This window comes from Mesorhizobium sp. AA22 (genome assembly GCF_001672375.2).
Classification (GTDB): Bacteria; Pseudomonadota; Alphaproteobacteria; order Rhizobiales; family Rhizobiaceae; genus Mesorhizobium; species Mesorhizobium wenxiniae.
Genome location: NZ_CP048406.1, coordinates 442,418 through 458,343 on the forward strand (window position 1 = coordinate 442,418; position 15,926 = coordinate 458,343).

Genomic DNA, 15,926 nt, shown 5'->3' on the forward strand with positions numbered 1-15,926 from the left:
GAATCCGATGTTCGAAAAACAAGAGCATCGGACCCAAAAGTGGAAGCCGGTTTTGGGGAAACCCGATGCTCAAAACAAAGGGACAGCGCTGCTCCTCCTTTCCCTTATCGCCGAAACAGCCGGCGGGAGGGCGACTGGGGCTGATGGAGGATCAAGATTTGGCACAGACAACCCATGGCGTCGGCGGACTCAGCTATGATGCGAAGAAGCGCACATGGCCTGCCGAATTCAACGTTTTCCTGGCGCTCATCATCCTCGTCGGCGCCTTCGAGCTGATAGGCCGCGTCTTTCTTGGCGACAGCTTCCTGTTCAACACCCGCGCCAATGTCGATACGATCTTCAACGAGGCGCGCCTGCAGATCATCATCCTGCAGGTATCGATCGTCGGCATCATCGCCATCGGCGTGACGCAAGTGATCATTTCCGGCGGCATCGATCTTTCCTCTGGTTCGGTCGTCGGCGCCACGGCGATGATCGCCATGAGCTTCGCCCAGGTGGCGACGGTCAACGGCAACCCTAACCCCAAGGCGATGTTCATCGAGCAGGGCTGGACCGACCTGCCGGTGATCGTGCCGGTGCTTGTCGCGATCGGCTGCGGGCTGCTGGCGGGCCTGATCAACGGCACGCTGGTCGCCTACACCCGCATTCCGCCGTTCATCGCCACGCTTGGCATGATGGTCACCGCGCGCGGCGTCGCCAAATGGTGGTCCAAGGGGCAGCCGATCTCGTTTCCCACCGAAAGTTTCGCCGCCATCGGCAAGGGGCTGATGCCGGTCATCATCTTCATATCGTTGGCGATTTTGTTCCAGCTGATCCTGTCATACACCAGGTACGGCAAGCACTGTTATGCCATCGGCTCCAACGAGGACGCCGCCCGCATGTCCGGCATAAATGTCCAGAACCACAAGATCCTCGTCTTCGTCATTGCCGGCATCCTCGCCTCGCTTGCTGCCGTGGTGCTGAGCTCCAAGAACCTCACCGCTCAGGCCGGCATGGGCGTGATGTACGAACTGGACGCGATCGCCATGGCGGTCATCGGCGGCGTCTCGCTGTCTGGCGGCCGCGGCTCGATCATCGGAACGGTGATCGGTGCGCTGATCTTCGGCGTCATCATCTCCGGCTTCACCTTCCTGCGCCTCGACGCCTACTACCAGGAGATGGTCAAGGGTGTGATCATCATCGGCGCAGTCGTTCTCGATCAGTGGCGCCAGCGCCTGCGGGCAATGAGGGCTTGATCATGTCAAACATCGTCCTGAAGACCGAAAACCTGACCAAATACTATGGCGGCGTGCATGCGCTCGAAGGCGCGAACTTCGAACTGCGCAAGGGCGAGCATGTCGCCATCATGGGCGACAACGGCGCCGGCAAATCGACCTTCGTGCGCCAGATCACGGCCGTCGAGCAGCGCACCAGCGGCAAGGTCTGGTTCGATGGCAAGGAAGTGAACTTCGCCGGCCCGATCGCCGCGCGCGAGGCGGGCATCGAAACGGTGTTCCAGAACCTTGCGCTCGCCGACGATCTCGACGTGCCGTCGAACCTGTTTCTCGGCCGCGAAAAGGTGCTTTTCAATCTCGGGCCGTTCTCGATCCTCGATCGCAAGTTCATGCGTAAGGCGACCGAGGCAGCGCTGATCCGCACGGCGGTCAAGATTCCCAACCTTTCCAACACCATCCGCCACATGTCGGGCGGCCAGCGCCAGTGCGTGGCAATCGCCAGAACCGCGACTTTTGCGTCCAAGCTCATCATCATGGACGAGCCGACGGCAGCACTTGGTGTGCAGGAGACGATGCAGGTCGAAAACATCATCCGCACGCTGAAAGCCAATGGCGAGCCGCTGATCCTGATCAGTCACAACATGCGCCAGGTGTTTGATCTGGTCGACCGCATCGTCGTCTTCCGACGCGGCCGCATCGTCGCCAATCTGCGCAAGCAGGACACCGACGGCAACGACGTCGTCTCATACATCACCGGCGCCAAGACCGGGGAGGCAGAACTTGCGGCCTAAGGCGAATGCCGGCGCGGCGGGTCATCGGCCCGTCGCCGAGCAACCGCAATAAGAAAATCTACTGCGCCTTGCCGTGAACGGTGCAGTAAAGACGCACTTCCATTTCGAACAATCCTCAAAGGAAATCCCATGTCTCTCCGCTTCGCTCTTCTCGGTGCAGGCCGCATCGGCAAGGTCCACGCCCGTGCCGTCGGATCCAATCCGCAGGCCAGACTGGTCGCAGTTGCCGATGCCTTCGAGAAGGCAGCGGCGGAGCTGGCGTCGGCCTATGGCGCGGAAGTACGCACTATCGAGGCAATCGAAAAAGCCGGGGATATCGATGCGGTCATCATCTGCACGCCGACCGACACCCATGCCGATCTGATCGAGCGGTTCGCCAAGGCCGGCAAGGCAATCTTCTGCGAGAAGCCGATCGACCTCGACGCCGGCAGAGTGGAAGAATGCCTGGCCGTGGTCGACAAGGCCGGCGCCACTTTGATGGTCGGCTTCAACCGCCGCTTCGATCCGCATTTCGCCGCCGTGCGCAAGGCGATCGACGACGGTGCCATCGGCACCGTCGAGATGGTGACCATCACGTCGCGCGATCCCGGCCCGCCGCCGCTCGACTATATCGGCCGCTCGGGCGGGATCTTCCGCGACATGACCATCCATGATTTCGACATGGCGCGCTTCCTGCTCGGCGAGGAGCCGGTGGCGGTCAGCGCCCATGCCTCGGTGCTGGTCGACAGACAAATCGGCGAGGCCGGCGATTTCGACAGCGTCAGCGTCATCCTCGAAACCGCCTCCGGCAAGCAGTGCATCATCTCCAATTCGCGGCGCGCCACCTATGGCTACGACCAGCGCATCGAGGTGCATGGCTCGAAAGGCATGGTCGCGGCCGAGAACCAGCGGCCGGTGTCGATCGAACTGGCCAATGAGAAAGGCTATACGCGCCCGCCGCTGCACGACTTCTTCATGACCCGCTACCTCGACGCCTATGCCAACGAGATCGCCGCCTTCATCGCGGCGGCGACATCAGGCAACAAGGCCGCACCGAGCGGCAAGGATGGGCTCGTCGCGCTGCGGCTGGCGGACGCGGCGCTGAAATCGGCCAGGGACGGCAAGACCGTCCGCCTCGACAAGACCATCTGAAGCAACACCAAGCACAGGAGCAAGGCGATGAACGGTTCCGCCGGTCGCAATTCCGAAACACGCGCCATCGTCACCGGCGGCGCGCAAGGCATCGGCTTCGCCGTCGCCGAGGCGCTGGCCGATGAGGGCTGCCGGGCGTTGGCGCTAATCGGACGCTCGCAGGAGAAGGGCGACAAGGCCGTCGCCACCCTCAAGAAGTCGGGCGTCGACGCGATTTTCATCAGCGCCGATGTCGCCCAAGTGGCCGACTGCAAGCGGGCCGTCGAAACGGCGATCGCTCATTTCGGCACCGTCAACGCGCTGGTCAACGCCGCCGCCACATCGGCCCGCGGATCACTGGTCGAGACCTCCGAGGAAACATTCGACCAGATCTTCCAGACCAATGTGCGCGGCCCCTTCTTCCTGATGCAGGCTCTGGTGGCGCACCTGCTCGACCGCAAGGCGCCTGGCTCGATTGTCAACGTGTTGTCGATGTCGGCGCATTGCGGCCAGTCGTTCCTGACGCCCTATTCGTCGAGCAAGGGCGCTCTCATGACGCTGACCAAGAATGTCGCCAACGCCTATCGCAGCAATCGCATCCGCTGCAACGCGGTGCTGCCTGGCTGGATGGACACCGAGGGCGAGGACATCGTGCAGAAGAAATGGCACGCGGCACCCGACGACTGGCTGGAAAAGGCCGAGGCCGCGCAGCCGATGGGCCAGTTGGTGAAGCCGGACCAGCTTGCCCGGCTGATCAGCTATATGGTCAGCCCGCAGTCGGGCGTCATGACCGGATCGCTGGTCGATTACGACCAGAACGTTGCCGGAGCGGGCGCAGAGTAGCATCAGGGCGTGACAAGCGCCCCGGCTTCGGCTATAGGGCTGGCATGATCCACCTGACCGCCTCGTTCTGGTACTTTAGCTACGGCAGCTCGCTGGCGGCGGGAGGATTGCGCTCGATCTGAAGATTGCAGCATCAAAATCCGAACAGCCGCCAGACCTGGCGGCTTTTTTGTGTCAGCCGGCAGGTCTCCCAATCAGGAGCAGAAAGCCGTGTTGACCACCACCGACGATCTTCGGGTCAAGGAAATAAGGGAATTGAGTACGCCGGACCAGGTGATGCGGGAGATACCGCGCACGCTGACGGCCACGCGGACCGTTACCGCGTCACGCAACGCCATCCACGCCGTGCTGACCGGCGCCGATGATCGGCTGATCGTCGTCGTCGGCCCCTGCTCGATCCACGATCCGGACGCTGCCGTAGACTATGCCAGCCGTCTGGCGACGCTTCGAGAGAGCCTGTCGGACCGGCTGGAGATCGTGATGCGCGTGTATTTCGAGAAGCCGCGCACGACGATCGGCTGGAAGGGCCTGATCAACGATCCCGACCTGGACGGCAGCTTCAATATAGACAAGGGACTGAGGCTGGCCCGCAACGTGCTCTCCGCCGTCAACAATCTCGGCCTTCCGGCGGCGACCGAATTCCTCGACATGGCCACTCCGCAATATATTGCCGACCTCCTTGCCTGGGGGGCGATCGGCGCGCGCACGACAGAGAGCCAGATCCATCGGGAACTCGCATCCGGCCTGTCCTGCCCTGTCGGCTTCAAGAACGGCACCGACGGCAATTTGCGGATCGCCGCCGAGGCGGTGAAATCCGCCGCCCAGCCGCATCATTTCATGGCTGTGACGAAGGGCGGGCGCAGCGCCATCGCGACGACCACCGGCAACGAGGACTGCCACGTCATCCTGCGCGGCGGCATTGTGCCGAACTATGACGCAACCAGCATAGCTGCCGCCTGCGCGGAGCTCGGTCGGGTCGGGGTAGCACCTCGGCTGATGATCGATGTCAGCCACGCCAACAGCAACAAGAAGCCTGAGAACCAGCCGACGGTGGCGGCTGACGTGGCGGGCCAGGTCGCAGCAGGCGACGCGCGCATCATCGGCGTCATGATCGAGAGCAACCTCGTCGCCGGCCGGCAGGACGTCATGCCCAACAAGCCGCTGGTCTATGGCCAGAGCATCACCGATGGCTGCATCGACTGGGCAACCACCGAGACGGTGCTGCACGGCCTTGCCGACGCCGTCGAGCGGCGCCGGTCAGCGCGACGCGCAATGATATCAAGCCGTCCGGGAGCCGCCTGACGCGCTCCTCTTGTGGCAAGGGTGCTGAAACACGGCAGCGCGGCGTTCCCCGGCGGATCACGCCGCGCTGAGTCCTTCCCAGACAGTGAACACCGAGACGGCGAACAGCAACAGCCCAGCCGCCCGGCCGGCAAGAGCGGTCGCCTGCGGATTGGCGACCAGCAGGTTACGGCTGCGGCCGGCGGTGATCGCAAGCCCGCCATAGATGGCGGCCTGGGTGAGGACCGTCAGCAACCCCATGACGGTTGCCTGCATCCAGATCGGACCGTAGGCGGGCTTCAAGAACTGCGGATAGACGGCAAGGACGAAAAGATAGGCCTTCGGATTGATCAGGCAGGTCACCAGCCCTTGGCGAAACGCCTTCCAGGCAGTGCGGCTGCCGGCGGGCGCGTTATCGCCGACGGTGATGGAGCTGCGCATCAGAGTAATGCCGATGAAGGCCATATAGGCGGCGCCGGCGATCAGGAGCGGCTTGAACAGGATCGGCACGAAATGCATCAGCAGGCCGACGCCGACCGCGCCGTTCAGCGTATGCACCATGCCGCCCAGCATGATGCCGCCGGTCGCCGCCAATCCTCTGTCGCGTCCGCCGGTCAGCGCATTGGCAAGCACGAACAGCATGTCCATGCCCGGCACGGCGATAATGCCGAACAGGAGAATGAAGAACAGCCAGAGGTTTTCCGTGTAGCTCATGTCAGTTGCCTGCCGTCTGGCGCCGCAAAGCCGCAGCGGAACCTGTTGATTTTCAAACCGATAGGCCGCCCTATAGGTGATCCCAACTGACGGGGTGTTGTCAGTTGCCTTCGAGGTTGAATGAATTGCGCAAGGCGTCGCGTCTGTTCGAGATCATCCAGATCCTGCGGCTAGCCAGAAAGCCGGTGACGGCGGCAATGATTGCCGAGCGTCTGGAAGTGACGATGCGCTCGGTCTATCGCGATATTGCCGCTTTGCAGGCGATGCGTGTGCCGATCCAAGGCGGCCGCGGCATTGGCTATATCCTGCACCCCGGCTTCGACCTGCCGCCGCTGATGTTTTCGATCGAGGAGATGGAGGCGATCGTGTTGTCGCTGGCGTTGCTGGAGCGCACCGGCGACAGCGAGCTGAAGCAGGCGGCCAAGCACGTCAGCGCCAAGATCGCCGGCGCGGTGCCGCCGCCTTTGCGCCAGACGCTCGATGCCAACGCCCTGCATGCCTGGGGATTCGCAGCACCTTCGGCCTCGGCGGTCGATCTGGCGCTGGTTCGCCGCGCCATCCGCGACGAGGAAAAGCTCGACCTCTCCTATTGCGATGAAGCGGGCCGGGCGACCGAACGCATCATCCGCCCGATCGCCCTCATCTACTATGCCGAAACCGCCAACATCGTCGCCTGGTGCGAACTCCGCCAGGCCATCCGCAATGTCCGCAGCGACCGCATCGATGACTGCCAGCCGACAGGCCTATGGTTCAAGGGCGAAGGCGATGATCTGCGGCAGCTCTGGGTGGATGGGTGGGAGATCAACGCCACAACCGCCGGCAACTGATGCGTCGCCGGCTTCCAGGTTGAGCTATCTAACATCCACCCAGCGCTTTTCCTCGAACGAGCGCGCCATGGCATGCACGGTGCGCTCGATTTCGAGTCCTTCGTCGAAATCGATGATGCGCGCCGGCTTGCTGGCAAGCCGCGCCAAAAGTTCCCGGCATTCGATGATCTTGAGGTCGTTGAAGCCGAGACCGTGGCCGGGTGCCGGCAGGAAGGCGTCGTAGGGCTTGTGATGCGGCGCCACCAGGATGGTGCGATAGCCTTGCTCGGTCGGCCGGTCTGATGTGAGGTAGAGCTGGAACTCGTTCATCCGCTCCTGGTCGTACAGGATCGAGCCCTTCGAGCCGAAGATCTGGATGGCGATCCGGCCCTTGCGGCCCCAGGCCGAACGATTGACCAGCAGCGTGCCGGCAATGCCGTTTTCGAGATGCATCAGCACGTTGGCGATGTCGTAGGTCTCGACCGCGCGGCGCCCGCCCGACGCAACGCGGCGATCGGCATAGGGTTTTGCCATATCGCACATCACGCGGGCGACGCGGCCGAACAGCACGGCGACCAGCGACAGCGGATGCACGGCGAAATCGTCGAGCGCGCCGTAACCGGACGTCGCCTCGTGCTTCCAGAAGAACAGCGCCTCCGGGTCGGCCATGAAATCCTCATCCATCTCGACGCGCAGATGGTTGACCTCGCCGATGATTTTCTCGTCGAGCAGCGCACCGATATGGCGGATGGCCGGGTTCTGGATGTAGTTGTAGCCGAGAGCGGCCACCTTGCCGGACTTTTGCGCCGCCGCCGCCATGGCTTGCGCCTCGGCAAAACTCGGCGCCATCGGCTTTTCGCACCACAGATGCTTGCCGGCTTCGAGGATGGCGATGGCCATTTCCGGGTGGAACTGGTTGGGCGTGGTCAGCGAGACGATATCGACATCCGGATCATCGACGACGGCACGCCAGTCGCCGGAGGCCCTGGCGAAGCCGAATTCGCTGGCACGACGTTTGGCAAGATCCTCATTGACCTCGCCGAGATGGACCAGCCTTGGCTTGGCCACGTCGGGAAAGACGGTGCCGACCGCGTTCCAGGCGATGGCGTGACACTTGCCCATGAAGCCCGTGCCGATAAGACCGACTCCGACCATTTCCCTTTTCTCCGTCGCCAGAAAGGTTGTGTGGATGAATTAGTCCATTTTATCCAGAAATGGAACGCATGCCTCATTTTTTATGGCCTTCTTGCACAGGCTCGCTATGATGGGGCACACACGGCATCGACTGACGAGCCTGGGCGGAGCGACGATGGACGAACGGGTGCCCCGCGATTTCGAGACGCTGCGGACGACGATCCTGGAACGGCGCCATAGCCTGCCCAAGCGTATCGCGCAGATCGCCGCCTATGCGCTCGACAATCCTGACGACATTGCCTTCGGCACGGCCGCCAGCATCGCCGCTTCGGCCGGCGTCCAGCCTTCGACCTTGATCCGCTTCGCCCAGCAGCTCGGCTTCGACGGCTTCACCAGTCTGCAGCTGGTGTTTCGCGAGCGCCTGCGCGAGCGCAATTCGTCCTATGACGAAAGACTGGCGGCATTGCGCGCCAAGGCCGAGGAAGGCGCCGGTCACCGGGCGATCTTCGACGGCTTCGTCGCCGCGGCCAGCACCTCGCTCAACGATATTTCAGGCAGGTTGAACGAAGACCATTTCGAAGAGGCGATCGCCTTGCTGGCAAAGGCGGAGACCATCTATGTGCTGGCCAAGCGCCGCTCGTATCCGGTCGCCTCCTACATCGCCTATGCGCTGGGCAAGCTCAAGATCCGCAACCAGCTGATCGAATCGGCCGCCGGCCTCAACGCCGAGATGATCAGCTTTGCCTCGCCCAGGGATGCCGTCATCGCCATCAGTTTCTCACCCTATGCCCCGGCGGCCATCGACGAGGCGCGCGTCATTTCCGAGCAAGGCGTTCCGATCGTGGCGATCACAGACAGTTCCTTTTCGCCGCTCGCCCAGTTCGCCAAGGTCTGGTTCGAGGTCGCCGAGGCCGATTTCGCCGGCTTCCGCTCGTTGTCGGCGACGATGGCGCTGGCCATGGCGCTGACCGTTGCGGTTGGCGAGAAGCGGCGCGACGCTGGCCGCAAGCGCAAGGCCTGACAGGCTACTTTTCAGCAAAGGAATGCGCGTTCCATATTGACTATGGATTGGAATTATTATTTCATATTACCGGCGCCACGCTGCCGCTCGCGCGTGTACCCCAAGACAACAAGGCTGATGGGAGGTTCGAATGGGCGAAGCCATGGACGCGAAACATGCGCCGCTCGACGTCATCACCATTGGCCGCGCCTCGGTCGATCTCTATGGCCAGCAGATCGGCTCGCGCTTGGAGGACATCACCTCCTTTGCCAAGTCGGTCGGCGGCTGTCCGGCCAACATTTCGGTCGGCACGGCGAGGCTCGGCCTGCGCTCGGCGCTGCTCACTCGCGTCGGCGACGAGCAGATGGGCCGCTTCATCCGCGAGCAGCTGACGCGCGAAGGGGTTTCGGTCGATGGCCTCAAGACCGACCCGGACCGGCTGACCGCGCTGGTGCTGCTGTCGGTCGAGGACGAAGGCGTCTCGCCGATGATCTTCTATCGCAGCGACTGCGCCGACATGGCGCTGGCGGAGGAGGACATCGACGAAGCGTTCATCGCCTCGGCGCGCGCCATCGTCGTCACCGGCACGCATTTTTCGCGGCCCAACAGCGATGCCGCCCAGCGCAAGGCGATCCGCGCCATCAAGGCCAATGGCGGCAAGGTGGTGTTCGACATCGACTACCGCCCCAATCTCTGGGGCCTTGCCGGCCATGCCGAAGGGTTCGAGCGCTACGTGAAATCCGACCGGGTCTCCGCGCAGCTGAAGACAGTGCTGCCCGACTGCGATCTGATCGTCGGCACCGAAGAAGAGATCATGATCGCCTCCGGCACTGACGATTGCCTCAGCGCGTTGAAGATGATCCGCTCGCTGTCCAAGGCCACTATCGTACTGAAGCGCGGTGCCATGGGCTGCATCGTCTATGACGGGCCGATCAGCGACGATCTCGAAGACGGCATTGTCGGCAAGGGTTTTCCGATCGAGGTCTATAATGTGCTCGGCGCCGGCGATGCCTTCATGTCGGGCTTCCTGCGCGGCTGGCTCGGCGAGGAGAGCCTAGCGACGGCGGCGACCTGGGCCAATGCCTGCGGCGCCTTCGCCGTGTCGCGGCTGCTCTGCGCGCCGGAATACCCGACCTTCGAGGAATTGCAGTTCTTCCTGAAGAACGGCAGCAGGCATCTGGCGTTGCGCAAGGACGAGGCAATCAACCATATCCATTGGGCGACGACGCGCCGGCGCGTCATTCCCTCGCTGATGGCGCTGGCCTGCGACCACCGTATCCAGCTTGACGATGTCGCCGCGAAAGCCGGCGCCGATCCGTCGCGCATCGATGAGTTCAAGGTGCTGACGGTCAAGGCGGCGGCAAAGGTTGCCGCCGGCCGCGCCGGCTACGGCATGCTGCTCGACGAGAAATACGGCCGCGAGGCGATGTTCGAATTTGCCCGCCATTCCTTCGCCTGGCTCGGCCGGCCGGTCGAGCTGCCGGGATCGCGGCCGCTTCGTTTTGAATTCTCGCAGGACATCGGCTCGCAATTGATCGAGTGGCCGGTCGACCATTGCATCAAGTGCCTGTGCTTCTATCACCCGGACGACCCGGAGCCGCTGAAGACCGAGCAGCAGCAGAAGCTCAAAAGCCTGTTCGAGGCCGCGCGGAAAGTAGGAAGAGAACTTCTCATCGAGATCATCGCCGGCAAGCACGGCGAGCTCGACGACACGACGATCCCGCGCGCGCTGGAGGAACTCTATGCGCTCGATATCAAGCCCGACTGGTGGAAGCTCGAACCGCAGGCTTCGGCCGGGGCTTGGGCAAAGATCGAGGCGGTGATCCTGAAGAACGATCCGTGGTGCCGTGGGGTTGTGCTGCTCGGCCTCGAAGCGCCGCAGGACGAGCTGGAAGCGGCCTTCGCTGCCACCGCCAAAGCGCCCATCGTCAAGGGCTTCGCCGTCGGACGCACCATCTTCATCAACGCGGCCGAACAGTGGCTTGCGGGCAAGATGTCGGACGACGAGGCAGTGGCCGACATGGCGTCGCGCTTCGAGAGACTAACCGAGGCATGGCTTGCCGCGCGCGGCCGCAAAGCAGCATAAGAAGGCGCGGCATTAGGACTGCGGAGGAAAACAAGATGACCAAGACAATCCGCCTGACGATGGCGCAGGCGCTGACCCGCTTTCTTGCCCGCCAGATGACCGAGATCGACGGCAAAAAAATGCCGATCTTCGGCGGCGTCTGGGCGATCTTCGGCCATGGCAATGTCGCCGGTGTCGGCGAGGCGCTCTACCAGGTGCGTGACGAATTGCCGACCTTCCGCGCCCACAACGAACAGGCGATGGCGCATGCGGCGATCGCCTACGCCAAGGCCAATTTCCGTCGCCGCTTCATCGCCACGACAAGTTCGATCGGCCCCGGCGCGCTCAACATGGTGACGGCGGCAGCACTTGCGCATGTAAACAGGTTGCCTGTCCTGTTTCTGCCCGGCGATGTCTTCGCCAATCGCATCCCCGACCCTGTCCTGCAGCAGGCCGAGAATTTCTCCGACGGCACGGCGACGGTCAATGACTGCTTTAAGCCCGTGTCGCGCTATTTCGACCGCATCACCCGGCCCGAGCAGATCATCCCGGCGCTCAATCGCGCCATGCAGGTGCTGACCGATCCGGCCGAATGCGGACCGGTGACGCTGGCGCTCTGCCAGGACGTGCAGGCCGAAGCCTATGACTACCCCGAGAGCTTCTTTGCCGAACGGGTCTGGAACCAGCGCCGGCCGCGTCCGGACCGTAGGGAATTGGCGGCCGCGGTGGCGGCGCTGAAGGCGGCAAGAAAGCCGTTAGTGATTGCCGGCGGCGGCGTGCTTTATTCGCAGGCTTCCGGCGAATTGGCGAAGCTGGTGCAAGGCGCCGGCATCCCGGTCTGCGAGACGCAGGGCGGTAAATCCTCGCTGCCGGACGATCATCCGCTCAACATGGCGGCGGTCGGCGTCACCGGCACTTCGGCGGCCAACCGGCTGGCTGAAGAAGCCGACGTCGTGCTTGCCGTCGGCACCAGGCTGCAGGATTTCACCACCGGCTCGTGGGCGCTGTTCAAGAATTCCGGCAAGACCATCATCGGGCTGAACGTCCAGCCTTTCGATGCGGGAAAACACCAGGCGCTGCCGCTGGTCGCCGATGCGGCGGAAGGGCTCGCCGAGCTTGACGCGGCGCTGAACGGCTGGAAGGCGCCGGCTGCCTGGACCGACAATGCGGCCAGGGGCAAGAAGGACTGGCAGGCCGATGCAGACAAGGTGACGGCGTCGACTAATGCCGCCTACCCGTCCGACGCGCAAGTGATCGGCGCCGTGCAGCGCGCCATGGGCTCCGGCGTGATATTGCTTCATGCCGCCGGCGGCCTGCCCGGCGAGTTACACAAGCTCTGGCAGGCGGGCGCGCCCGGCTCCTACCACGCCGAATACGGCTTCTCGACCATGGGCTACGAGATCGCTGGCGGGCTCGGCGCCAAAATGGCGAAGCCCGACGAGGAGGTCGTCGTGATGATCGGCGACGGCTCCTATCTGATGCTCAATTCCGAGATCGCGACCTCGGTCATGCTCGGCCTCAAGCTGACCATCGTGCTGCTCGATAATAGAGGCTATGGCTGCATCAACCGGCTGCAGATGGCGACCGGCGGCGCCAACTTCAACAATCTGCTGAAGGACGCACGCCATAAGATATTGCCCGACATCGACTTCGCGGCGCATGCGGTAAGCCTCGGCGCCATCGCTGAGAAGGTTTCCTCGGTCGCCGGGCTGGAAACGGCGCTGGCGCAAGCGAAGAAGAATACAAGGACCACAGTGCTGGTCATCGACACCGATCCGCTAGTTTCGACCGAAGCCGGTGGAAGCTGGTGGGACGTTGCCGTGCCGGAAGTCTCGACACGGCCGCAAGTGAATGCGGCGCGCAGAGCCTATGATGAAAAGCGGCAGATGCAGAAGATTGGAGATTGATGTCGGCGCTGCCAAGCCCCTGTCTCCCCCTTGTGGGGAGGTCGGACCGAAGGTCCGGGTGGGGGTCGGGCGCCGCACCCCCACCCCGCTGCTTCGCAGCGACCCTCCCCACAAAGGGCGAGGGTGGACACGAACATTGGAGTGACGACTTGAAAGCCAAACTGGGCATGTCCCCCATTGCATGGTGGAACGACGATCTTGCGGAACTCAGCGATGACGTCTCGCTGGAGGAGTGCTTGCGCCAGTCGCGTTCGGCAGGTTTCACCGGCATGGAAATGGGCCGCCGTTTTCCCCGTGACCCGGAGATCATGCTGCCGATCCTGAAAGAGGCCGACGTCACGCTTTGCGGTGGCTGGTTCTCCGGTACGCTGGTCGACGAAGACATGGCGGGGAATAAGGATCGCATCCAGCCGATGATCGATCTGTTCAAGGCGGTGAACGCGCCTTGCATCGTCTACGGCGAGGTCGGCCGCTCCATCCAGGGCGACCGCTCGAAGCCGCTCGCCACCAAGCCCAGGCTTTCGGACGACGAGATGAAAGCCTATGCGAAGCGCCTCACGCAGTTCGGGGAATGGTGCGCCGAGCAAGGCATGCCGCTCTCCTACCACCATCATATGGCAGCGGTGGTCGAGACGGAGCCGGAGCTTGATGCCTTCATGCGCTTTTCGGGAGAAGGCATCCCCTTGCTGCTCGATGCCGGTCACCTAGCCTTTGCCGGCGGTGACGTGCTGCGCGCCATCGACAAGCATCACCGGCGCATCAACCATGTGCATGTGAAAGACATACGCATGGAGGTGATCGAGAAACTCGACCGCCAGAAGCAATCCTTCCTAGACGCCGTGGCGCTCGGCGCCTTCACGGTGCCGGGAGACGGTTCGCTGGATTTTGGCGTCATCGTGGAAAGGCTGGCGAACTACGGCTATGAAGGCTGGTTCGTCGTCGAGGCCGAGCAGGACCCGAAGACGAATCCGCCGTTCAAGATGGCGCAAGTCGGCTACAAGGAATTGATGCGGGTGATGACGGCTGCCGGTTACACCGTTGAAACACAGGGCTTCCCCAATGCTTGAATGCAGTATTCCCGGCGAAGGGCTGATCCGATGCGGGGGCTGATCCGATGAAGGACTCCGAGCATCCGTTCTTCCGGCCCTTGTGGCGGCGCGTTGCCATCGTCGCGGTCTGCCTGGGCTGGGCCGTGGTCGAGTTTGCCACCGGCGCGCCGTTCTGGGGCATGATCGCGCTCGGCTTCGCCGGCTATGCCGTCTGGCAGTTCTTCTATCTCTATAAGCCGGCCGACGGCGGCAAGGCTTCGGCCGATACCGAACCAAAGGAATGAACCGCGATGTCGAAACTGCTGGTTAAGGCCGATAAGGGCCAGGGCCGCGTCGCCCATGTGACGCCGCAAAACGCCGGCTGGACTTATGTCGGTTTCGATCTGCATCGATTGCGGCCAGGCGGAACAGCCTCCGGGCAAACCGCGAACCGTGAAGTCTGCCTGGTGTTCGTCACCGGCAAGGGCAAGGCGACGGCCGGCGGCAAGGATCTCGGCCTGCTCGGCGAACGCATGTCGCCCTTCGAAGGCAAGCCGTGGTCGGTCTATGTGCCGCAGGGCTCTGACTGGTCGGTGACATCAGACACCGATCTCGAACTCGCGGTCTGCTCGGCGCCGGGGCTTGGCGGCGGCCTGCCGGTCCGCGTCATTGCGCCGAAGGATCTCGGCCAGGAGGTTCGCGGCAAGGGCACCAACACGCGCTATGTCACCAACATCCTGCCGGAGGGCAAGCCGGCCGACTCATTGCTGGTGGTCGAGGTCATCACGCCGGGCGGCCACACCTCGAGCTATCCGCCGCACAAGCATGACCAGGACAATCTGCCGGCCGAGTCCTATCTCGAGGAGACCTACTACCACCGCCTCAACCCGCCGCAGGGCTTTGCCTTTCAGCGCGTCTACACCGATGCCGACCGGACTGGCGCTCGATCGCTCGATGAGACGATGGCGATCGAGGACGGCGATGTCGTGCTGGTGCCCAAGGGCTATCATCCTTGCGCCGCCTGCCATGGCTATGACCTCTACTACCTCAACGTCATGGCGGGGCCGAAGCGGACGTGGAAATTTCACAACGCGCCCGAGCACGAATGGCTGATGAAGGCCTGATCGCGCTCCCTTCCGGTCGGCAACTGGCCCAAGGCGAAAAAATCGTCGGCTAATGACCCGCCTGAACAACTTTGTTATCAGGGCGATCATCAGCTTCGTCATTTCGTCATGCAAATCGCCTATGGCAGCGGGAGTTGACGAGGACTTTCGATGCGCTACGCCATCTATTTCACTCCCCGGCAGGACGAACCGCTGGCGCGGATCGCCGCCAATTGGCTCGGCCGCGACCCGTTCGGCGCCGCCACGAGGCCGGTCGAGGCGGTGGGCGAGCTGTCGGCGGCGGAAGTCGCCTTCCACACCGCTTCGGCGCGCCGCTACGGTTTTCATGCGACGCTGAAGGCGCCCTTCCGGCTGGCTTCGAACGAAACGGAAGCCGCGCTTCGCGCGGCGCTCGACGATTTTGCCTTGGCGACGCCGGTGGTGACCATCCCACGGCTGGTCGTCAGCCAGATCGACGGCTTCTTCGCGCTCGTGCCGGAAGGACCGCTGCCGGCGCTCAACCGCTTCGCCGACGAGGTTGTGCGCGACTTCGACCGTTTTCGCGCGCCGCTGACCGAGGCTGAGATCGAACGGCGCAGCCCTGATTCGCTGAAGCCGGATGAATTCCGCAATCTCTGCCAGTGGGGCTACCCCTATGTCTTCGAGACCTTCCGGTTCCATATGACGCTATCCGGCCGTGCCTCGTCACAGGAAAGCCCTCGTCTTCGCGCAGCAATCGACAGCCTGTTTGCGCAGGTCCTGCAACGGCCCATGCCGGTGGACGCACTGACCCTGTTTGTCGAAACTGAACCTGGCGCCCCGTTCATGGTGCTTTCCCATCACACGCTCGGGCGCCGCCCGGCCAGAAGAACTGCCTGAGATGACTATTTGTTTTAACCGCCTTGTTGCGACGCCAATCGGTTTCAATTG

General features: G+C 63.2%; 15 protein-coding genes. 13 read left to right on the top strand and 2 right to left on the bottom strand.

Annotated features, from left to right (window positions below; translation table 11 throughout):
- The first annotated feature begins 158 nt into the window (after nt 1–158).
- The 5 genes from A9K68_RS02055 (at nt 159) to A9K68_RS02075 (ending at nt 5,260) form a co-directional block, all read left to right on the top strand.
- Nucleotides 159–1,235 carry an ABC transporter permease gene (locus tag A9K68_RS02055; protein WP_065011676.1) on the top strand — a complete coding sequence of 359 codons (1,077 nt, stop codon included), beginning with the start codon at nt 159–161 and terminating at the stop codon, nt 1,233–1,235.
- A gap of 2 nt (nt 1,236–1,237) precedes the next feature.
- A complete protein-coding gene (locus A9K68_RS02060; RefSeq protein ID WP_065011677.1) occupies nt 1,238–2,005 on the top strand; it encodes an ATP-binding cassette domain-containing protein in 768 nt (255 codons plus the stop codon).
- A 129-nt stretch (nt 2,006–2,134) separates the two neighbouring features.
- Nucleotides 2,135–3,136 (top strand): inositol 2-dehydrogenase, encoded by a 1,002-nt coding sequence (gene iolG, locus A9K68_RS02065; RefSeq protein WP_065011549.1) that lies wholly within the window; start codon nt 2,135–2,137, stop codon nt 3,134–3,136.
- A 27-nt stretch (nt 3,137–3,163) separates the two neighbouring features.
- Entirely contained in the window at nt 3,164–3,958 is a 795-nt protein-coding gene (locus tag A9K68_RS02070; protein ID WP_065011550.1) for an SDR family oxidoreductase, read from the top strand.
- A gap of 210 nt (nt 3,959–4,168) precedes the next feature.
- The gene (locus A9K68_RS02075) at nt 4,169–5,260 is read left to right on the top strand and encodes a 3-deoxy-7-phosphoheptulonate synthase (RefSeq protein ID WP_065011678.1); all 1,092 of its coding nucleotides are present in this window, start codon (nt 4,169–4,171) and stop codon (nt 5,258–5,260) included.
- Nucleotides 5,261–5,317: 57 nt separating this feature from the next.
- On the opposite strand, the gene A9K68_RS02080 is transcribed toward A9K68_RS02075, so the two are convergent.
- Complete coding sequence (locus A9K68_RS02080) at nt 5,318–5,953, bottom strand: LysE family translocator (RefSeq protein ID WP_065011551.1); 636 nt, start codon at nt 5,951–5,953, stop codon at nt 5,318–5,320.
- 125 nt (nt 5,954–6,078) lie between these two features.
- Between A9K68_RS02080 and A9K68_RS02085 the strand changes: the two genes are divergently transcribed.
- Nucleotides 6,079–6,780: a YafY family protein gene (locus A9K68_RS02085; protein WP_065011679.1), complete on the top strand. Its 702-nt coding sequence runs from the start codon at nt 6,079–6,081 to the stop codon at nt 6,778–6,780.
- A gap of 24 nt (nt 6,781–6,804) precedes the next feature.
- Here A9K68_RS02085 and A9K68_RS02090 read toward each other — a convergent pair whose 3' ends face one another.
- Nucleotides 6,805–7,914 (bottom strand): Gfo/Idh/MocA family oxidoreductase, encoded by a 1,110-nt coding sequence (locus tag A9K68_RS02090; RefSeq protein WP_065011552.1) that lies wholly within the window; start codon nt 7,912–7,914, stop codon nt 6,805–6,807.
- Nucleotides 7,915–8,068: 154 nt separating this feature from the next.
- On the opposite strand from A9K68_RS02090, the gene A9K68_RS02095 reads away from it, so the two are divergent.
- The 7 genes from A9K68_RS02095 to A9K68_RS02125 all read left to right on the top strand — a co-directional run bounded on the left by A9K68_RS02095 (nt 8,069) and on the right by A9K68_RS02125 (nt 15,875).
- On the top strand, nt 8,069–8,914 hold the full coding sequence (locus tag A9K68_RS02095) for a MurR/RpiR family transcriptional regulator (protein WP_065011680.1): 846 nt from the start codon (nt 8,069–8,071) through the stop codon (nt 8,912–8,914).
- 130 nt (nt 8,915–9,044) lie between these two features.
- Nucleotides 9,045–10,979 (top strand): 5-dehydro-2-deoxygluconokinase, encoded by a 1,935-nt coding sequence (iolC, locus tag A9K68_RS02100; RefSeq protein ID WP_065011553.1) that lies wholly within the window; start codon nt 9,045–9,047, stop codon nt 10,977–10,979.
- A gap of 35 nt (nt 10,980–11,014) precedes the next feature.
- Nucleotides 11,015–12,865: a 3D-(3,5/4)-trihydroxycyclohexane-1,2-dione acylhydrolase (decyclizing) gene (gene iolD / locus A9K68_RS02105; protein WP_065011681.1), complete on the top strand. Its 1,851-nt coding sequence runs from the start codon at nt 11,015–11,017 to the stop codon at nt 12,863–12,865.
- Nucleotides 12,866–13,014: 149 nt separating this feature from the next.
- Nucleotides 13,015–13,932 (top strand): myo-inosose-2 dehydratase, encoded by a 918-nt coding sequence (gene iolE / locus A9K68_RS02110; protein ID WP_065011554.1) that lies wholly within the window; start codon nt 13,015–13,017, stop codon nt 13,930–13,932.
- A 47-nt stretch (nt 13,933–13,979) separates the two neighbouring features.
- Nucleotides 13,980–14,198: a DUF3329 domain-containing protein gene (locus A9K68_RS02115; RefSeq protein WP_029347375.1), complete on the top strand. Its 219-nt coding sequence runs from the start codon at nt 13,980–13,982 to the stop codon at nt 14,196–14,198.
- 6 nt (nt 14,199–14,204) lie between these two features.
- Nucleotides 14,205–15,017 (top strand): 5-deoxy-glucuronate isomerase, encoded by an 813-nt coding sequence (gene iolB / locus A9K68_RS02120; protein WP_065011555.1) that lies wholly within the window; start codon nt 14,205–14,207, stop codon nt 15,015–15,017.
- Between the two features lie 150 nt (nt 15,018–15,167).
- The gene (locus A9K68_RS02125; RefSeq protein ID WP_065011556.1) at nt 15,168–15,875 is read left to right on the top strand and encodes a DUF1045 domain-containing protein; all 708 of its coding nucleotides are present in this window, start codon (nt 15,168–15,170) and stop codon (nt 15,873–15,875) included.
- Nucleotides 15,876–15,926 lie beyond the last annotated feature (51 nt).